The 18,612-nt window shown below is 67.4% G+C and carries 19 protein-coding genes (1 of these 19 running past the window's edge); 16 read left to right on the forward strand and 3 right to left on the reverse strand.

The genetic code is table 11. The annotated features are described in order from the left end of the window. Positions 1-89: 89 nt before the first annotated feature. Both D472_RS0107180 and D472_RS24995 read right to left on the reverse strand, forming a co-directional pair. The gene (locus tag D472_RS0107180; protein WP_017603818.1) at positions 90-443 is read right to left on the reverse strand and encodes a PLD nuclease N-terminal domain-containing protein; all 354 of its coding nucleotides are present in this window, start codon (positions 441-443) and stop codon (positions 90-92) included. Positions 444-556: 113 nt separating this feature from the next. Next, entirely contained in the window at positions 557-757 is a 201-nt protein-coding gene (locus D472_RS24995) for a BldC family transcriptional regulator (protein WP_017603819.1), read from the reverse strand. Positions 758-1,167: 410 nt separating this feature from the next. On the opposite strand from D472_RS24995, the gene D472_RS0107190 reads away from it, so the two are divergent. Continuing rightward, positions 1,168-1,527, forward strand: coding sequence for a DUF4229 domain-containing protein (locus D472_RS0107190; protein ID WP_017603820.1), 360 nt, complete (start codon positions 1,168-1,170; stop codon positions 1,525-1,527). Between the two features lie 18 nt (positions 1,528-1,545). Here D472_RS0107190 and D472_RS0107195 read toward each other — a convergent pair whose 3' ends face one another. Then, positions 1,546-2,814 carry a hypothetical protein gene (locus tag D472_RS0107195; protein ID WP_017603821.1) on the reverse strand — a complete coding sequence of 423 codons (1,269 nt, stop codon included), beginning with the start codon at positions 2,812-2,814 and terminating at the stop codon, positions 1,546-1,548. A gap of 305 nt (positions 2,815-3,119) precedes the next feature. Between D472_RS0107195 and D472_RS0107200 the strand changes: the two genes are divergently transcribed. The 15 genes from D472_RS0107200 to D472_RS0107270 form a co-directional block, all read left to right on the forward strand. Continuing rightward, positions 3,120-3,830: a demethylmenaquinone methyltransferase gene (locus D472_RS0107200; RefSeq protein ID WP_017603822.1), complete on the forward strand. Its 711-nt coding sequence runs from the start codon at positions 3,120-3,122 to the stop codon at positions 3,828-3,830. A 419-nt stretch (positions 3,831-4,249) separates the two neighbouring features. Further along, positions 4,250-5,554: a geranylgeranyl reductase family protein gene (locus D472_RS0107205; RefSeq protein WP_017603823.1), complete on the forward strand. Its 1,305-nt coding sequence runs from the start codon at positions 4,250-4,252 to the stop codon at positions 5,552-5,554. 188 nt (positions 5,555-5,742) lie between these two features. Continuing rightward, on the forward strand, positions 5,743-6,102 hold the full coding sequence (locus tag D472_RS0107210; protein ID WP_017603824.1) for an NADH-quinone oxidoreductase subunit A: 360 nt from the start codon (positions 5,743-5,745) through the stop codon (positions 6,100-6,102). 76 nt (positions 6,103-6,178) lie between these two features. Then, positions 6,179-6,724, forward strand: a complete 546-nt coding sequence (locus D472_RS0107215) for a NuoB/complex I 20 kDa subunit family protein (RefSeq protein ID WP_017603825.1) — start codon at positions 6,179-6,181, stop codon at positions 6,722-6,724. Positions 6,725-6,726: 2 nt separating this feature from the next. Beyond that, positions 6,727-7,473, forward strand: coding sequence for an NADH-quinone oxidoreductase subunit C (locus D472_RS0107220; RefSeq protein WP_017603826.1), 747 nt, complete (start codon positions 6,727-6,729; stop codon positions 7,471-7,473). Positions 7,474-7,528: 55 nt separating this feature from the next. Further along, complete coding sequence (locus D472_RS0107225; protein WP_017603827.1) at positions 7,529-8,824, forward strand: NADH-quinone oxidoreductase subunit D; 1,296 nt, start codon at positions 7,529-7,531, stop codon at positions 8,822-8,824. Further along, positions 8,821-9,570 carry an NADH-quinone oxidoreductase subunit NuoE gene (nuoE, locus tag D472_RS0107230; RefSeq protein WP_017603828.1) on the forward strand — a complete coding sequence of 250 codons (750 nt, stop codon included), beginning with the start codon at positions 8,821-8,823 and terminating at the stop codon, positions 9,568-9,570. The genes D472_RS0107225 and nuoE overlap by 4 nt, the downstream gene beginning before the upstream one ends. Then, positions 9,567-10,892 (forward strand): NADH-quinone oxidoreductase subunit NuoF, encoded by a 1,326-nt coding sequence (gene nuoF, locus D472_RS0107235; RefSeq protein WP_017603829.1) that lies wholly within the window; start codon positions 9,567-9,569, stop codon positions 10,890-10,892. The genes nuoE and nuoF overlap by 4 nt, the downstream gene beginning before the upstream one ends. Next, positions 10,889-13,348 (forward strand): NADH-quinone oxidoreductase subunit G, encoded by a 2,460-nt coding sequence (locus D472_RS0107240; RefSeq protein WP_017603830.1) that lies wholly within the window; start codon positions 10,889-10,891, stop codon positions 13,346-13,348. Before nuoF ends, D472_RS0107240 begins: the two co-directional genes overlap by 4 nt. Then, positions 13,345-14,718 carry an NADH-quinone oxidoreductase subunit NuoH gene (nuoH, locus tag D472_RS0107245; RefSeq protein ID WP_017603831.1) on the forward strand — a complete coding sequence of 458 codons (1,374 nt, stop codon included), beginning with the start codon at positions 13,345-13,347 and terminating at the stop codon, positions 14,716-14,718. The genes D472_RS0107240 and nuoH overlap by 4 nt, the downstream gene beginning before the upstream one ends. Beyond that, complete coding sequence (gene nuoI / locus D472_RS0107250) at positions 14,711-15,259, forward strand: NADH-quinone oxidoreductase subunit NuoI (protein ID WP_017603832.1); 549 nt, start codon at positions 14,711-14,713, stop codon at positions 15,257-15,259. The genes nuoH and nuoI overlap by 8 nt, the downstream gene beginning before the upstream one ends. Next, positions 15,256-16,212, forward strand: a complete 957-nt coding sequence (locus tag D472_RS0107255; RefSeq protein WP_017603833.1) for an NADH-quinone oxidoreductase subunit J — start codon at positions 15,256-15,258, stop codon at positions 16,210-16,212. Before nuoI ends, D472_RS0107255 begins: the two co-directional genes overlap by 4 nt. Next, positions 16,200-16,499 (forward strand): NADH-quinone oxidoreductase subunit NuoK, encoded by a 300-nt coding sequence (gene nuoK / locus D472_RS0107260; RefSeq protein ID WP_017543069.1) that lies wholly within the window; start codon positions 16,200-16,202, stop codon positions 16,497-16,499. Before D472_RS0107255 ends, nuoK begins: the two co-directional genes overlap by 13 nt. Before the next feature lie 14 nt (positions 16,500-16,513). Next, positions 16,514-18,457 (forward strand): NADH-quinone oxidoreductase subunit L, encoded by a 1,944-nt coding sequence (gene nuoL, locus D472_RS0107265; RefSeq protein WP_017603834.1) that lies wholly within the window; start codon positions 16,514-16,516, stop codon positions 18,455-18,457. Between the two features lies 1 nt (position 18,458). Further along, positions 18,459-18,612, forward strand: partial view of an NADH-quinone oxidoreductase subunit M gene (locus D472_RS0107270; RefSeq protein WP_017603835.1) — the start only. Its footprint extends 1,490 nt past the window's final position; 154 of the gene's 1,644 nt are visible here — the first part of the coding sequence; the start codon lies at positions 18,459-18,461; its stop codon lies off the right edge, out of view.

The raw sequence follows: 18,612 nt of genomic DNA on the forward strand, positions 1-18,612 counted from the left end.
GCCGTGACGGTGGTCCGGTCGAACGAAGCGGTGGGGCCGTACCCGCGTCGGGTACGGCCCCACCGTTGGTCGGCGAGTCCCTGGAACGGTTACTCGTCCGGGTCGATCCTACGGTCGAGTCGGCGGAGGAACTCGGGATCGTCGTCCGGTCCGAGCGGGTGCGGACTATCCGAGGGTTGGGCGAAGTCTGACGGGTCAAGGTCGTCCACGGACGCGGCTTGGACCGGTGAGGAGGCCTCACCTTGAACGAGGGCCGACCGGCGAGGTCGGCCCAGGAAGAGCCAGAGGATCGACCCCACGGGCATGAACAGCGCGATGACGACCAGCCACAGGACCTTGGGCAGATTCCGTGCCTCTTGAGCAGGGGTGGTAAGCGCGTCGAAGAACGCGTACACCCATAGAATGATCGATACGAGCGTGATCAGGCCACCGAGCCACACCATGCTTCCAGCCTATCTTGCCGTCTGATCCTCATGACCGGGACTCGAACCGGTGACGTGGAAGACACCCCGGCGGAGCGTGGTGCCCGGGCCATCGAGGACGTGTCGTGTCCGCCTCAGGGGGTGGTCTCGCTGGGCTCCCCGAGCAGGAGGGCGCGCACCTCGGACTCCCGGAATCGGCGGTGTCCGCCAGGAGTGCGGATACTGCTGATCCGCCCGGAGGCGGCCCAGCGGGTGACGGTCTTGGGATCAACCCGGAAGAGTGAGGCCACTTCCCCGGGGGTCAACAGGCGTTCGCTTGCTCGTTCCACCTTCACATTCCCCCAATCAAGCCCGCCTGGTGTTCGGGGGCGGCGGGCGTTTGGTCCCCTAGTGTGCACGAGTTGGTCCGTTTCCTCCCTAGTTTTCGGAGAAATTGTGGTGATCGGGGGATGAGTGGGGGATATGTGATCGGAACGTGATGTTCAGGCCCCCCTGTCGGATTCGAAACATCCCATGAACACTCGTATCCAAGGTCATCGGCGCCCCTCCGGACCGCGCCGAGGTACACCCCGACCTGGTGCACTGAGCCCGAAACACGCCCTTAACCTGGAGGTGGGAGCTGCCTGATCTGAGACGCCACCCTTCGACCACGCTCGTCCGACTCGGCCGTGCGCGCACATGATCGTGCGCGAGTGGGTGTGCTGCCCAATCTAGTGCAGGTAATCATCTGTTGTGAGGCTTTTTGATGCGTAGCTGGTTGACCTATACCGCAGCCCGTCTGGCGTTGTTCGCGGCTGCTTTCGGTGTCGTCTACCTGTTCGGTGCGAGGTCTTGGATCGCGTTGGTTCTGGCCTGGGTGATCAGTGGGCTCGCCTCCTACGTCCTGCTCTCCAAGTGGCGCGACCAGATGTCGACCTCCGTCACGGAGTGGTCGGACAACCGTAAGGACAAGGCGGTGGGTGAGCGCCTGGTCCACGGTGCCGCCCGAGAGGACGAGATCCAGGACGAGCTCCTGCGTGCCCAACGGGAGCGGGACGAGGGTGCCCAGGAGAACGAGGTCGAGAACGCCGAGGACGGGGCCAAGGCCGACAAGCCCGCCAAGTAGCCTCTCCGGACCGCGCCTTTAGGACAGGGGGAACATCCCGAGGCGAGCGTGGTAGGCGTCCGCCAGACGTTCGGTGTCACTGCCCACGTACAGGCCGTCGGAGGTCGCGTGCAGGGCCTCCACGCCGTGGCCACGCGCACGGCCCGGGTTCCATTCCAGGGCCCGGCCGGTCGTCGGATGCACGGCCGCGATCCCCTCACGGGCGACCGAGCCCGGACCCGGGTTCAGGGCGCCCCCCTCGTTGTCCATCCAGCGCTGGTGCCCGCCCACGTAGACGGCGTCGGTGGTGACCTCGACCGAGTACAGGGAGTCGCCACCGGTCAGGTTGGTCCAAGTGGGCTCGGAGTCCGGGGTATCGGTGTTCTCGAACCGGGCCGTGGACTTGCACAGGCCGGGCTTGACCTGTGGGCCGCCCGCGGTCACCACCGCGAAGTAGGAGCCGTCGGGGGAGAAGGACATCTGCCGCATGTAGGTGTGCATCGCCGAGTAGTCGCAGGGCTCCTCGTAAGCCGATGTGGACCAGGGGGCGAGGCTTCCGGTCGAGGTATCGACCATGGCGATCTGGTAGCGATCCTGGCCGTCCACCTTGGTGAAGGTCCCGTTGATGACCAGCCGCGACCCGTCAGGACTCAGCGCCAGTTCGTGCACGCGCAGATTGCCGCGCCGCTGTTCGGCGATGGTCGGGGCGAAGTCGGGATCGACCGTTCCGGTGACGGCGTCGATACGGGCCAGCCCGGTACGCCGTTCCCCGTTGACGCCTGGGAAGTTCCCACCCAGGTAGACGTCGGTGCCGTCGGAGGCCAGTCGGTACACGCCCCCGTTGTCCACCGAGGCATCGAACCCGTGCACGGTGCGGCCGGTGGCGACGTCGATTCGGGCCACGCCTCGCCGGTCCTGACCGTCGAGGCGGCGGAAGTGCCCGCCGATGATCACCGACCCATCGGGTCCTTGGGCCAGTGAGGTCACGGTCCCGTCCACCGAGGGCCTGAAGCGGCTCAGGATCTCGCCGGTGCCATGTCGGAACGCGAACAGGTTGCGTCGGTGGTGGGTGCGACCACCGTCGGAGTCGGAGACCCGCTCGAACTCGCCGGCGACGACGACGGTGTCACCGATGCGCAGGATGTCCTTGACCGAACCGTCCAATACGTGCGGTGTCCACTGGACGGGCTGTTCGCCGACCACCCCTCGGTGGGGCGCGGCGGCCACGGGGGCGGAGGTCGCGATGGACAGGGGGAGAACGAGCAGGGAACCCATGGCCAGAGCGGCGAGGGAACGGGCCGGTTTCATGGGGCTCTCCTCGGAGTGCGCGGTGGGTGGATACCGCCTATTATTGCATAGGGTCACAGAATAACTACTCTATGAATTCATGCTTCGGGTCGTAGGTGCCGCGTTCGGGTGGTCGCCTGCCCTGCTCTTTGAGACGGCTGATCAGCGCGGCTCTCGTCGTGGGTTCCGGGCCAAGAGGGTCTCGGCGCCCGAGCCGCTCGCGTGGGTGGTGCCGCGCGCCCTGTGGGGCGCTCCTGGTTCGGGGAGGCCCCGGTCTGAGGGCGGACCGGTCCCGGTCGCCGGTGGCGCCCCCTTAGGCTGTTGCCATGACCCGCGCGAAGCTCGACAAGAAACCCCAGGACGTCGCCGCGATGTTCGACGGCATCGCACAGAACTACGACCTCGTCAACGACGTCATCTCGCTCGGCCAGGACCGTGTCTGGCGCCGGGCCGTGGTCGACGCGGTGGACGCCCACAGTGGTGAGCTGGTCCTGGACCTGGCCGCGGGCACCGGCACCTCTTCGGAGTCCTTCATCAAGAAGGGCGCCCGCGTCATCGCCTGCGACTTCTCCCTCGGCATGCTCCGCAAGGGCGCCGAGCGTCGTGGTGGTGCCTCGCGTGGCGGGGTGACCTTCGTGGCCGGTGACGCTCTGTCCCTGCCGTTCGCCGATCAGACCTTCGACGCGGTGACCATCTCCTTCGGTCTGCGCAACGTCGCCGACGTGGACCAGGCCCTGCGGGAGCTGCTGCGGGTGACCAAGGTCGGCGGCCGATTGGTGATCTGCGAGTTCAGCCACATCCCGGTGGAGTTCGTCGACAAGCTCTACTCGACGTACCTGATGGCGGCCTTGCCGAAGATCGCCGGTGCCTTCTCCGGCCGCTCCGAGGCCTATGACTACCTTTCGGAGTCGATCATGGCCTGGCCGGACCAGGCCGAGCTGTCCGGCTACCTCCAAGGCGCGGGCTGGTCACGGGTGGCGTGGCGGAACCTGACCTTCGGCACGGTGGCTCTACACCGAGGTTTCCGGGAAAAGTAAAATCCGGCATACCGCCCACTCGTCTTAAAACTTCTCTTCAGGTCGTAATTCGCCCATAACCCCAAGGAGCCATCGTTCCTTGGGGTTTTTGATGTTACTGCTGAGTCACTTGTGCTGACTTATCCGCCGGGAGCTGCGCTTTTGTCACTGAGTGACAGCTTTGGCATGCTCTCGTTGGTTATGGGGCCCATATCCGATTCGTTGAAGAACGGACCCCGGGTGTCGCCTCTTGGCTCTTGGGGGGCTAGACTTCGGAAAAGAGGCTTGTGAAGTGCTTCACAAGCGCACGAGTTGTAGGCCACAAGGCACTATGACGGATAAGTCGGAAGTCCCGAACCGACCCATACCACCCCCGTGAGCGGGTCGAACCCGCACAGGCCCGCCACGGTAGGACCGCGCGAGTAGTCGAGGACCCACCCGTGAGTGAGACAGCCACCTCCGCTCCCAGAGGCCGGGAGCGGATCGAACACGACGCCGACGTCATCGTCGTCGGTGCCGGCCCCGCAGGTGCCACCACCGCTTACTACCTGGCACAGGCCGGCCTGGACGTCCTGCTCTTGGAGAAGACCTCCTTCCCTCGGGAGAAGGTCTGCGGTGACGGTTTGACCCCCAGGGCGGTCAAACAGCTCACCTCGATGGGCATCACCTTCGAGGACGAGGGCTGGATCAAGAACCACGGATTGCGCATCGTCGGCGCCGGTGTCCGGCTCGAACTTCCCTGGCCCGACCTGGCCGCCTACCCGAATTACGGACTGGTGCGCACCCGCTACGACTTCGACCAGATCCTGGCCGAACGGGCCGTGAGCGCCGGCGCCAAGCTCTTGGAACGCACCAGTGTCACCGGCCCCCTCATGGACGAGCGCAGTAACCGCATCGTCGGGGTCCACGCCAAGAACGCCGACCGCGAACCCGTGACCTTCCGGGCACCGCTGGTCGTGGCCGCCGACGGCAACTCCTCCCGGCTCTCCGTCGCCATGGGTATTCGTAAGCGCGACGACCGCCCCATGGGCGTGGCCGTACGCACCTACTTCGAGAGCCCCAGGCACAAGGACGACTACCTGGAGTCCTGGCTGGAACTGTGGGACCGCAGCGGTGACAAGGACGTCCTCCTTCCCGGCTATGGCTGGGTCTTCGGCGTGGGCGACGGCACCAGCAACGTCGGTCTGGGCGTCCTCAACTCCACCAGCTCCTTCCAGGACGTGGACTACCGCAAGCTGCTGCGTCGCTGGACCGACTCCATGCCCGAGGAATGGGGCTTCACCGAGGAGAACCAGAAGGGGACCATCCGTGGCGCCGCACTGCCCATGGGTTTCAACCGGGTCCCGCACTACTCGCGTGGCCTGATGTTGGTCGGCGACTCCGGCGGCATGGTCAACCCGTTCAACGGCGAGGGCATCGCCTACGCGATGGAGGCCGGGCAGGTCGCCGCGGACGTGATCGTGCAGGCGCACGGTCGTACCACCCAGCAGACCAGGGAACGAGTCCTGCTGCGTTACCCGGAGATCCTCGCCGACACCTACGGCGGTTACTACACCCTGGGTCGTTACTTCGTGAAGGTCATCGGTCAGCCCGAGTTCATGAAGTACGCGACCAAGTACGGGCTGCGCCAGCGCACCCTCATGAAGTTCGTGCTGAAGATGCTCGCCAATCTCACCGAACCGAACAAGGGCGACGCGATGGATCGGGTCATCAACGGCCTGACCAAGATCGCGCCCGCGGCCTGAAGGAACACCTCATAACGAGGAGGACCCGACCGGAGAAAACGGGAGGGTTCCTCCGAATCGAAAAACCCTCCGTTACTTCGGAGGGGATTTCGGTGGTAGCACAAGGAATTCGGGACAAGCACGTGAAAGCGTTCACAAAACTGCCGGGCACAGGGCCCGGCAGACCGTACGGCGGAGGAGGGTGAGCCGTGGAGCTGTACACACCGGTACTCGTGCTCGGCGGAATCGGCGCCGCCTTCGTGGTGGTGTCGATGGTCGTCGGCGCGATCATCGGCCCCAAGCGTTACAACCGGGCCAAGATGCAGGCCTACGAGTGCGGCATCGAGCCCACTCCACAGCCCGCGGGTGGCGGCCGTTTCACCATCAAGTACTACATGACGGCGATGATGTTCATCGTCTTCGACATCGAGATCATCTTCCTCATCCCCTGGGCGATCCACTTCGACGCCCTCGGCTGGTTCGGTCTGATCGCGATCGTCCTCTTCCTGGTGAACGTCTCCATCGCCTACGCCTACGAGTGGCGCCGGGGAGGCCTCGAATGGGACTGACCCGTGCCCTGGCCTCGGCCCCCCACCCCCAGGCCCCACAGACCCAGCAGTCCAGCCCGGAGGAGGTCCGAAGCTGATGGGACTCGAAGAGAAACTTCCCGCGGGGATCGCGCTCACCACGGTCGAACAGGTCGTCGGTCTGGCGCGTAAGAGCTCCATGTGGCCCGCCACGTTCGGGCTGGCCTGCTGCGCCATCGAGATGATGTCGGTCGGTGGTCCCCACTACGACCTCGCCCGCTTCGGCATGGAGAAGTTCGGCGCCACCCCGCGTCAGGCCGACCTGATGGTGGTCGCCGGACGGGTCAGCCAGAAGATGGCACCGGTACTGCGCCAGATCTACGACCAGATGCCCGAACCCAAGTGGGTCATCGCCATGGGCGTCTGCGCCTCCAGCGGCGGCATGTTCAACAACTACGCGATCGTCCAGGGCGTGGACCACATCGTCCCCGTCGACATCTACCTGCCGGGTTGCCCGCCCAGGCCGGAGATGTTCCTGGACGCCGTACTCAAGCTCCACGACAAGGTGCAGAACACCAAGCTCGGCGCCCACCGGGAGCAGGAGATCGCCGAGACCGAGGAGCGGATGCTCCGGCGTTCGCTGCCCCTGGTGACCAAGGACTGATCATGAGCAACGAATACGAGCGCGACCGCGACGAGGCGGCGGAGAACCTGCCGGACCAGCGCGGCCGTGAGCGGCTGGCCGCACCGATCAAGCGCACCGGCATGTTCGGTACGTCGACCAGCGGCGACACCTCCGGTTTCGGTGGTCTGCAGGTGAGGGGGAGCGCTCCCGCGCACAGCAGGCGCCCCTTCACCGATCCCGACGACCCTCGTACCGCCGACTTCGACCGCGTCGCCGACGACCTGGAGGCGGCGCTGACCGCCCTGGACCGGGTGGACCTCGTCGAACGCGTCGAGGTGGCCCACGGGGAGATCACCTTTCACGTGCGCCGCGAAGGACTCGTCGAACTGGCCCGAGTGCTGCGCGACGATCCGGCCCTGCGCTATGAGCTGTGCACGGGTGTGGCCGGGGTGCACTACCCGCAGGAGGTCGGCCGCGAACTGCACGCGGTCTACCACTTCCGATCGATCACCCACAACAGTGAGATCCGGGTCGAGACCACCTGCCCCGACGCCGACCCGCACGTGCCGTCGATCGTCGCGGTCTACCCGACCAACGACTGGCACGAGCGTGAGGCCTGGGACTTCTTCGGAATCGTCTTCGACGGCCACCCGGGGCTGACCCGCATCCAGATGCCCGACGACTGGCACGGTCACCCTCAGCGCAAGGACTACCCACTGGGCGGTATCCCGGTCGAGTACCGGGGCGCCACCATCCCCCCACCGGACGAACGGCGGGACTACAAGTGAACCGCCCGGACACCACACCGGCCATTCGAAGGGCACTCCAGAAGGGAGGCACGGCATGACCGTCACCGAGGACTACATCGACGCCTCCGGTGGGGACTGGGACGAGGTCGTCGAGAAGGCCCAGGGCAGCAGCGCCGAACGCCTCGTCGTCAACATGGGACCGCAGCACCCGTCCACGCACGGAGTGCTCCGGCTGATCCTCACCCTGGACGGCGAGACCTGCACCGAGGCCCGCGTGGGCATCGGATACCTGCACACCGGTATCGAGAAGAACATGGAGTACCGGACGTGGACGCAGGGCACCACGTTCGTGACCCGCATGGACTACCTGACGCCGCTCTTCAACGAGACGGCGTACTGCCTGGCGGTCGAGAAACTGCTCGACATCACCGACCGGGTGCCCGAACGCGCCAACGTCATCCGCGTCATGCTCATGGAGCTCAACCGGATGGCCTCGCACTTCGTGGCCATGGCGACGTTCGGCATGGAGTTGGGCGCCACCACGGTGATGACCAACGGCTTCCGTGAGCGAGAGATGATCCTGGACATCTTCGAGCTCGTCACCGGTTTGCGGATGAACCACGCCTACATCCGTCCCGGCGGGGTGGCCCAAGACCTGCCGCCCGGCACGGTCGGCAAGGTCCGGGAGCTGCTCAAGGAGATGCCCGAGCGCATCCAGATCATGCGCAAGCTCTTGGACGAGAACCCGCTCTACCTGGCCCGCACCAAGGACGTCGCCTACCTCAACCTGCCCGGTTGCATGGCGCTCGGGGTCACCGGTCCGCTGGTGCGCGCCTCCGGTCTGGCCTGGGACCTGCGCAAGGCCAAGCCCTACTGCGGATACGAGAACTACGAGTTCGACGTGCCGGTCTCCGATGGCGGCGACGTGTACGCCCGTTACCGGGTGCGCATCGCCGAGATGGAGGAGAGCCTCAAGATCATCGAGCAGTGCCTGGACAAGCTGGAACCGGGCCCGGTGATGATCGAGGACGCCAAGATCGGCTGGCCCGCCAAGCTGGCCCTGGGCCCGGACGGTCTGGGCAACTCCCCGGACCACATCGCGCACATCATGAGCGGTTCGATGGAGGCGCTGATCCACCACTTCAAGCTGGTCACCGAGGGCTTCCGGGTCCCGGCGGGCCAGGCGTACGCCGCCGTGGAGAGCGCCAAGGGCGAACTCGGCTGCTACGCCGTCAGCGATGGGGGCACCCGTCCCCACCGCGTCCACTTCCGCGATCCGTCCTTCACCCACCTCCAAGCCGTCGCCGCCATGTGCGAGGGCGGAACGGTGGCCGACGTCATCGCGGCCGTGGCCAGTATCGACCCGGTGATGGGAGGCGTGGACCGGTGAGCGAGAACCACGACAACGGCACCGCCGAGACCGAACGGACCACCTCGGTCTTCACCGACGAGGTGGTGGCCCGTCTGGCGCAGGACGCCAAGGAGATCATCGGCCGTTACCCGAAGCCGCGATCGGCGTTGCTGCCGTTGCTGCACCTGGTACAGGCCGAGGAAGGGTACGTCAGCGCGGCCGGCATGGAATTCTGCGCCGACCAGCTGGACATCACCCTGGCCGAGGTCAAGGCGGTCGCCACGTTCTACACCATGTACCGGCGCGGTCCGGGCGGCGACTACCAGGTGGGCGTGTGCACCAACACCCTGTGCGCGGTGATGGGCGGCGACGAGATCTTCGCTTCCCTCAAGGAGCACCTGGACCTGGCCAACGGGGAGACCACCCAGGACGGCAAGGTCACGCTGGAGCACGTCGAGTGCAACGCGGCCTGCGACTTCGCGCCCGTGGTGATGGTCAACTGGGAGTTCTTCGACAACCAGACGCCCGCTTCCGCCAAGCAGATGGTGGACGACCTGCGGCTGGGCAAGGACGTGGCGCCCACCCGTGGGGCCTCCAGCCTGTGCACGTGGAAGCAGGCATCGCGTGTGCTCGCCGGCTTCGACGACGGTCGCGCCGGAGAGGGCGTCCAGGCGACCGGCCCATCGCTGGCCGGGCTCAAGCTCGCCCGAGAGCGTGGCTGGCGGGCTCCGGACCCCGCGAACCTCCCATCTTCCGACGAGCAGGGTGAGGAGGGCGCCAAGTGACCACCCTGACCCCGATCCTGTCCAAGAACTGGGACCGTCCCGACTCCTTCACGATCGACGGTTACCAGGCCACCGGTGGCTACGACGCGCTGCGCAAGGCGTTGACCATGGAGCCCGACGGCATCGTCGACATGGTCAAGGAAGCCGGGTTGCGCGGTCGCGGTGGCGCGGGCTTCCCGACCGGGATGAAGTGGGGCTTTTTGCCCAAGGACAATCCCAATCCGCGTTACCTCGTCGTCAACGCGGACGAGTCCGAGCCGGGCACCTGCAAGGACATCCCGCTCATGCTCGCCAACCCGCACGTGTTGCTGGAGGGCGTGTCGATCGCCTCCTACGCGATCAAGTCCAACCAGGCGTTCATCTACGTACGTGGCGAGGTCCTGCACGTCATCCGCCGGCTTCGTCAGGCGGTGGCCGACGCCTATGAGGCCGGCTTGCTGGGCAAGGACATCCTCGGCAGTGGCTTCGACCTCGACGTGGTCGTCCACGCCGGGGCCGGCGCCTACATCTGTGGTGAGGAGACCGCCCTCCTGGACTCCCTGGAGGGTTACCGGGGCCAGCCCCGGCTCAAGCCGCCGTTCCCCGCCGTGGCCGGGCTCTACGCCTCGCCCACCGTGGTGAACAACGTCGAATCCATCGCCAGCGTCCCCGGGATCGTCGCCAACGGTGCCGAGTGGTTCACCGCCATGGGCACCGAGAAGTCCGCCGGGTTCGGTTTCTTCTCCCTGTCCGGGCACGTCACCAACCCCGGTCAGTACGAGGCGCCGCTCGGCATCACGCTGCGCGAACTCCTCGACATGGCGGGCGGCATCCGCGCCGGACACGAACTCAAGTTCTGGACCCCGGGCGGTTCCTCCACGCCGATCTTCACCGCGGAACACCTGGACACGCCGCTCGACTTCGAGTCGGTGGGCGCCGCCGGGTCCATGCTCGGCACCCGTGCCCTCCAGATCTTCGACGAGACCACCTGCGTGGTGCGTGCCGTCGGCCGCTGGATCGCCTTCTACGCCCACGAGTCCTGCGGCAAGTGCACACCCTGTCGCGAGGGCAACTACTGGATGGTCCAGGTCCTGGACCGTCTGGAGCGCGGTGAGGGCACCGAGGCCGACATCGACAAGCTCCTGGACATCTGCGACAACCTGCTCGGCCGCTCCTTCTGCGCCCTGGGCGACGGTGCCACCAGCCCCGTCATGTCGTCGATCAAGTACTTCCGCCAGGAGTACGTCGACCACTTCGAGAAGGGCGGCTGTCCCTTCGACCACTCCAGGTCCACCCTCTGGGCGGACCGCCCGAACACCACCGAAGGGGGAGGGAACAAGTGACCGTCACCTCCAACACCTCCGGCGGGTCCTCGCCGGCTCCGCCCCCGGAGGACCTGGTCACCGTCACCATCGACGGCTTCCGGGTCCAGGTGCCCAAGGGCACCCTGCTGATCCGTGCCGCCGAGCTGCTCGGCATCCAGATCCCCAGGTTCTGTGACCACCCGTTGCTCGACCCGGTCGGCGCCTGCCGCCAGTGCCTGGTCGAGATCCCCGACATGGGCAACGGTCGTGGGATGCCCAAGCCACAGGCGTCCTGCACCATCACCGTGATGGAGGGCATGGTGGTCAACACCCACCTGACCTCCCCGGTGGCGGAGAAGGCCCAGCGCGGGATCATGGAATTCCTGCTCATCAACCACCCGCTGGACTGCCCGGTCTGCGACAAGGGCGGCGAGTGCCCCCTACAGAACCAGGCCATGTCCAACGGCCAGGGCGAATCCGAGTTCATCGACGTCAAGCGCACCTTCCCCAAGCCCGTCGCACTCTCCAGCCAGGTGTTGCTGGACCGGGAACGCTGCATCCAGTGCGCTCGATGCACCCGGTTCGCCGCGCAAGTGGCCGGTGACCCGCTCATCGAACTCATGGAGCGCGGAGCCCAGGAACAGGTCGGTATCGCCGAAGGGGAGGCGTTCGACTCCTACTTCTCCGGCAACACGGTGCAGATCTGCCCGGTCGGCGCGCTCACCGGTTCCGCCTACCGGTTCCGGTCGCGCCCCTTCGACCTGGTCTCCACCCCCAGCGTCTGCGAACACTGCGCCAGTGGTTGCGCCCAGCGCACCGACCACCGGCGCGGTAAGGTCACCCGCCGGTTGGCCGGCGACGACCCGCAGGTGAACGAGGAGTGGAACTGCGACAAGGGGCGGTGGGCGTTCACCTACGCCACCCAGAGCGATCGGCTCAGCCGCCCCTTGGTCCGTGACGAGGACTCCCGGGCCCTGGAGTTCGCCTCCTGGCCCGAGGCCCTGAACATGGCGGCCAAGGGCCTGGCCGCCGCCCGTGGCAACGTGGGCGTTCTGGTCGGAGGGCGGCTGACCTACGAGGACGCCTACGCCTACGCCAAGTTCGCGCGGGTGGCCTTGGACACCAACGACGTGGACGCCCGAGCCCGCGAACACTCAGCCGAAGAGGCCGCCTTCCTCGCCGCGCACGTGGCGGGCAGGCCGGTGGACGTGGACTACACGGCCCTGGAGAAGGCCTCCGCGGTCCTGCTCGCCGGGTTCGACCCCGAGGACGAGTCGCCGCTGGTCTTCCTGCGCCTGCGCAAGGGCATGCGCAAGCGTGACCTGAAGGTCTACTCCCTGGCCTCGCACTCCACCCTCGGCCTGACCAAGACCAAGGGAACACTCGTGCCGACCGTTCCGGGCGACGAGGGACGCACCCTCAACTCCCTGGACGTGGAGCACCCCGAGGTCGTCGAGGCCATCGGTCAGGAAGGCGCGGTCATCCTGGTGGGTGAGCGGCTCGCGGCCGTTCCCGGCGCCCTGACCGCGGCCGTCGCACTGGCCGAACGAACCGGCGCGCGCCTGGCGTGGATTCCGCGTCGGGCCGGCGAGCGCGGTGCCATCGACGCCGGAGCCCTGCCGAACCTGCTGCCCGGTGGTCGTTCCGTCGTGGACGCCTCGGCCCGGGCCGAAGTCGCCCGAGCCTGGAACGTGGGCGCGCTCCCCAGCACCCCTGGCCGGGACACCGACGCGATCCTCGCGGCGGCCGCGGCCGGAGAACTGGACGCCCTGGTCATCGCCGGGGTCGAACTGGACGACCTGCCCGACCCCGAGGCGGCCCGTGCCGCCCTGGCCAAGGTGCCGTTCATCGTCAGCCTGGAACTGCGCGCCAGTGACGTCACCGACCGCGCCGACGTGGTGTTCCCGGTGGCCGCCGTCGCCGAGAAGTCCGGCACCTTCGTCGATTGGGAGGGTCGCCACCGGCCCTTCGGCGACGCGCTCAAGGTGCCCGGGGCCCTCTCGGACCTTCGGGTCCTGGCCGCGATCGCCGACGAGATGGACGTCCACCTCGGTCTGCCCGACTCCGCCAGTGCCTACAACGAACTGATGGAGCTGGGCACCTGGGCGGGTGACCGTCCCGTCGGACCCTCCGCCCGACCCGTGGCCCTGCCCGAACCCGGACCCGGTCGGGCACTGCTGTCCACCTGGAAGCAGCTGCTCGGTACCGGACGCATGGAGGACGGCGAACCCTTCCTGGCCGGCACCGCCCGTAGGGCCCGTGCCTACCTGTCCAAGACCACGGCCGAAGAGGTCGGTGTCCCCGATGGCGGCTCGCTACGGGTCACCGGCCCTCGCGGCTCGGTGACCGTGCCCGCGGTCGTCACCGACATCGCCGATCGGGTCGTCTGGCTCCCGGCCAACGCCCACGGTTGCGACATCCGCCGTGACCTGGGCGCCGGCGCCGGGCAGACGGTCGAACTGGCCGCGCCCACCACCAACGGGAGGCAGCAGTGACCCCCGCCGCTCTCGATCCGCGCGTGGCAGAACTGGCCGCGGAGAGCACCCTGAACGCCTTCGGGAACGACCCGTGGTGGATCACCACCATCAAGGCGTTGGGAATCTTCGTGTTCCTGATGGTCTGCGTGCTGATGATGATCATGGCCGACCGCAAGGTCATGGGCCGTATGCAGCAAAGGCACGGACCCAACCGGATGGGCCCCTTCGGCCTCCTGCAATCCCTGTTCGACGGGATCAAGCTCTCCCTCAAGGAGGACCTGATCCCACGCGGGGTGGACCGGTTCGTCTACATCGCCGCCCCGATGATCGCCGCCATTCCGGCCTTCCTGGCCTTTTCGGTGATCCCGATCGGGCCCGAGGTGAACATGTTCGGGGTCATCACCCCGCTTCAGCTCACCGACCTGCCCATCGCCGCCCTGCTGGTGCTGGCCACCGCGGCACTGGGCGTGTACGGGTTCGTCCTGGGCGGCTGGGCCTCCCAGTCCCCGTACGCCCTGCTCGGCGGCCTGCGCGCCTCCGCGCAGGTGATCAGCTACGAGATCGCGATGGGCCTGTCCTTCGTCGCGGTCTTCATCATGGCGGGCACCCTCACCACCTCCGGCATCGTCGCCGCCCAGGAGAACCTGTGGTTCGCGGTGCTGCTCCTGCCCTCCTTCCTCATCTACATCGTCACGATGATCGGTGAGACCAACCGACTCCCGTTCGACCTGGCGGAGGGCGAGGGCGAGATCGTCGGTGGCTTCATGACCGAGTACGGGTCCATGAAGTTCACGATGTTCTTCCTCGCGGAGTACGTGAACATGTGCACCGTCGCCGCGGTGTCCGTGACGCTCTTCCTGGGCGGCTGGTACGCCCCACCCGGCGTCACCACGATCTTCGCCGGTGCCAACGAGGGTTGGTGGCCGGCCCTGTGGTGGCTGCTCAAGTTCGTCGCCGTGATGTTCCTGTTCATCTGGGCGCGCGGCAGTCTTCCGCGTGTGCGCTACGACCAACTGATGAAGCTCGGCTGGAAGGTGCTCATCCCGATCCAGCTCGTGTGGATCACCGGTGTGGCCGTCGTACGCATGCTCGTCCTGGACGGTGCCTCTCCGATCCTCATCGGGGCGGTCGTCGCGGCCTTCACCGTGGCGACCCTCGCCGCCTTCGCCGCCTGGCTGCGCTTCGTACGCCGCGAACGCGCCGAGGAGGCACGAGCGCGTGCGGCGAACGCGCGCCGCGCACACGAGGAACCCTCCTTCGGCGGGTTCCCGGTGCCCCCGAGCACCGCCGCCCACTACGGCAGCAGCGTGCTCGCCGAACCGCCGCGGACGGCTCAGGCCGGCACCGCCGAACGCAACGACAAGAAGGGGGAGGTTACCGGTGCTTGAGTGGCTCAACCCCGTCAAGGGATTCGGTGTCACCTTCCACACGATGTTCAAGAAGGTGCCCACCGTCGAGTACCCGGAGGTCAAGCGCCCCACGGCGCCGCGCTTCCACGGACGGCACCAACTGAACCGGTGGGCCGACGGCCTGGAGAAGTGCATCGGGTGCGAACTGTGCGCCTGGGCCTGCCCGGCCGACGCCATCTACGTGGAGGCCGGCGACAACAACGACGACGCCCGATACTCACCGGGCGAACGCTACGGGCGCATCTACCAGATCAACTACCTGCGCTGCATTCTCTGCGGTCTGTGCGTGGAAGCCTGTCCCACTCGGGCGCTCACCATGACCAACGAGTACGAACTCGCCGACGACAGCCGGCAGAGCCTCATCTGGACCAAGGAGCAACTCCTGGCACCCCTCACCGAGGGCATGGAGGAGCCCCCGCACCCGATGCGGCTCGGCGATGACGAGCAGGACTACTACGCCACCGGGCGTGGTCAGCACGGGACGCAGGACCGTCCGGAGAACGCGGAGGCCACGCGATGACCCCGCTCGACACGACATCCCCCGTTCTGCACTCGGCCGCTTCGGGGCCGATCGGCTCGGGCGAGGCCGGCCTGTTCTGGGTGCTGGGCACCATCGTGGTGCTCGGCGCCCTGGGCGTGGTCTTCTCCCGCAAGGCCGTCCACTCGGCCATGTCGATGGCGCTGAGCATGGTCGGCCTGGCCATCTTCTACGGTGTCAACGAGGCTCCGTTCCTGATGGTGGTCCAGATCGTCGTCTACACCGGCGCCGTGCTCATGCTGTTCCTGTTCGTGCTGATGCTCGTGGGCGTCAGCTCCGCGGACTCCCTCGTGGAGACCCTGCGCGGACAGCGGCTGATGACGGCGATCGTCGCGATCTGCTTCGTCGGCGCCCTCACCACCGGGATCGCCCGCATCGTCGTGGGGGACCCGGCCGGGATCGCCGGTGGCGCGGCCGTCGCCGGCGGCAGTATTCCCTGGCTGGCCGGTGAGTTGATCCTGCGCTACGTGATCGCCTTCGAGGCCACGGCCGCGTTGCTCATCACCTCGGTGCTCGGTGCCATGGTGCTCGCGCACACCGCCCGCCTCGGTAAGCGCCGCACCCAGCGTGAGATGTCCGAGGACCGGATCCGCGGAGACCACCCCACCCCGCTGCCCGGACCCGGCACCTACGCCCGGCACAACGCGATCGACATGCCCGCGCTGCTGCCGGACGGCTCGATCTCACAGCTCTCCCTCAACCCCGTCCTCACCGCACGCGATCCCGAGTACCAGTCGGGTGTGCCCACGGACGTCCAGGCCGCACCGCTCCCAGGAGGGGGCGCCGACTCGGTCCGGTCCAAGAAGAGCGAACCCGGCGCCGGAGAGGAGGCTGTCCCCGCCACCCGTGGTGAGGACGGTGCCGAATCCGAGGCCAAGGGCGACAACAGCGGCAACGGCAACGGGCAGGAGGTCGAGTCCACGTGGACCCGATGAACTACATCGTCCTCGCGGCGCTTCTGTTCACCATCGGCGCGGTCGGCGTTCTCGTCCGACGCAACGCGATCATCGTCTTCATGTGCGTGGAGCTCATGCTCAACGCCTGCAACCTGGCGTTCGTCGCGTTCGCCCGGATGCACGGGGACATCGAGGGGCAGGTCGTCGCCTTCTTCGTGATGGTCGTGGCCGCCGCCGAGGTGGTCGTGGGCCTCGCGATCATCATGCAGATCTTCCGAACCCGCAGGTCCGCGTCGCTCGATGACGCCAACCTGCTCAAGCACTAGAAGGCGACGTGGCTGTGACACATCATCACGCGTACCTCGCCGCCGATTCCGCGGCGACCGCGGCCGACAGCGCGGTGCTGTCGAACGCCTGGCTGCTGATCGCCCTGCCACTGGTGGGGGCGGCGATCCTGCTGCTGGGGGGGCGACGCCCCAACGCCTGGGGGCCACTGCTGGCCACCGCCCTCCCGGTGGTCTCCTTCGTCTGGGCCGTTCTGGTCCTGTTCGATCTCCTCGGACGGAGCGCCGACGCACGCAGCGTCTCCGTCCCCGTCTACGAGTGGTTCGCGACCGGAGACTTCTCCGCGCGGATCAACCTCCTGGTCGATCCGCTCTCGATCACCTTCGTCCTGCTCATCACGTTCGTGGGTTCCCTGATCCACGTCTACTCCCTCGGCTACATGGCCCAGGACCCGGGCAGGCGGAGGTTCTTCGCCTACCTCAACCTGTTCGTCGCCGCGATGCTGGTGCTGGTGCTGGCGGACAACTTCGTGCTGCTGTTCCTGGGCTGGGAGGCCGTGGGCCTGGCGTCCTACCTGCTCATCGGGTTCTGGCAGTACAAGCCCACCGCCGCCACCGCGGCCAAGAAGGCGTTCTTGATCAACCGGGTCGGTGACATCGGCCTGCTCGTGGCGATCATGATCATGTTCAGCGTGCTGGGCGCGGTGAGCTTCAGCGACGTCTTCGCGGCCGTACCGGGCGCGAGCGAGGGTGTCCTGCTCGCCATCGGTCTGCTGCTCCTGCTGGGGGCCTGCGGTAAGTCCGCCCAGCTGCCGCTCCAGGCCTGGCTCCTGGACGCCATGGAGGGTCCGACCCCGGTGTCGGCGCTCATCCACGCCGCCACCATGGTCACCGCCGGTGTGTACCTCATCGTGCGGGCCGGCCCCATCTTCGAGGCCGCCCCGGTGGCACAGCTGACCGTCATGATCGTCGGTGCCGCCACCATGCTGGCCGGAGGGATCATCGCTTCGGCCAAGGACGACATCAAGAAGTCCCTGGCCGGTTCCACGATGAGCCAGATCGGCATGATGGTGCTGGCCGCCGGGCTCGGTCCGATCGGCTACGCCGCCGCCATCGCCCACCTGGTCACGCACGGCTTCTTCAAGGCCGGACTGTTCCTCGGCGCCGGATCGGTCATGCACGGCATGAACGACGACGTCGACATGCGCAAGTACGGCGGACTGGCGTCGAAGATGCCGATCACCTTCGCCACCTTCGGTCTGGGCTACCTGGCCATCATCGGTGTTCCGCTGCTGTCCGGCTGGTGGACCAAGGAGAGCATCATCTCCGCCACCTTCGGTCTCGGCGGCACCGCCGGCCTGGTGTTCGGCTCCCTGGTCATCCTGGGCGCCGCGCTCACCGCCTTCTACATGTCGCGGATGCTCTTCATGACCTTCCTCGGCGAGAAGCGGTGGGACGAGGGGGTCCACCCGCACGAGTCCCCGGTGAGCATGACCGCCCCCATGGTGGTGCTGTCCATCGGTTCGCTCGCCCTGGGCGGCTTCCTGGTGGCGGGCGACCGCTTCGCCGCGTTCCTGCGACCCGTCACCGGCGCCGAACCGCCCCACTTCACCGTGGGGCACGCCTTCACCGCCCCCTACGGCATCGCGGCCCTGGTCGTGCTGATCTTGGGCGTGGCGGTGGCCTGGGCGGTGTACCTGCGCAAGCCCGTGGCGCGCACCGCCCCCAAGGGCAACCTCGTCACCAACACGGCCCGCAACGAGCTGTACGGCAACGAGATCAACGAAGGTCTGTTCATGCGGCCCGGCCAGGTGCTCACCAAGGCCCTGGTGGTCATCGAGGACAAGGTCATCGATGGCGCGGTCAACGGGATCGGAGCCGGAGTCCGCGACTCCTCCACCGGGCTCGGCAGGACGCAGACCGGGTTCGCCCGCACCTACGCGCTCACCATGCTCATCGGCGCCGTGATCGTCGCCGCGACGCTGGCTGTGAGGTTCTGACATGATCCCCTGGCTCACACTCGCCATCGCCCTTCCGGCGGTCGGCGCGATCCTCATCTGGGCGCTGCCACGCGCCAAGGCTTCGGCCGGCACGGAATCGGCCACGGTGCGTGCCACGGCCTCCGCCTCGGCCGAGGCGGGCGGCGGCACCGCCG

Origin of the sequence: Nocardiopsis alkaliphila YIM 80379 (assembly GCF_000341005.1) — a bacterium.
GTDB lineage: Bacteria > Actinomycetota > Actinomycetes > Streptosporangiales > Streptosporangiaceae > Nocardiopsis > Nocardiopsis alkaliphila.

What these genes read in the sequence shown, in the direction of transcription:
- D472_RS0107195 (WP_017603821.1), bottom strand. Translation starts at nt 2,814, where the DNA reads ATGAAACCGGCCCGTTCCCTCGCCGCTCTGGCCATGGGTTCCCTGCTC.
- D472_RS0107225 (WP_017603827.1), top strand. Translation starts at nt 7,529, where the DNA reads ATGACCGTCACCGAGGACTACATCGACGCCTCCGGTGGGGACTGGGAC.
- D472_RS0107200 (WP_017603822.1), top strand. Translation starts at nt 3,120, where the DNA reads ATGACCCGCGCGAAGCTCGACAAGAAACCCCAGGACGTCGCCGCGATG.
- D472_RS0107190 (WP_017603820.1), top strand. Translation starts at nt 1,168, where the DNA reads ATGCGTAGCTGGTTGACCTATACCGCAGCCCGTCTGGCGTTGTTCGCG.
- D472_RS0107180 (WP_017603818.1), bottom strand. Translation starts at nt 443, where the DNA reads ATGGTGTGGCTCGGTGGCCTGATCACGCTCGTATCGATCATTCTATGG.
- D472_RS0107215 (WP_017603825.1), top strand. Translation starts at nt 6,179, where the DNA reads ATGGGACTCGAAGAGAAACTTCCCGCGGGGATCGCGCTCACCACGGTC.
- D472_RS0107255 (WP_017603833.1), top strand. Translation starts at nt 15,256, where the DNA reads ATGACCCCGCTCGACACGACATCCCCCGTTCTGCACTCGGCCGCTTCG.
- D472_RS0107220 (WP_017603826.1), top strand. Translation starts at nt 6,727, where the DNA reads ATGAGCAACGAATACGAGCGCGACCGCGACGAGGCGGCGGAGAACCTG.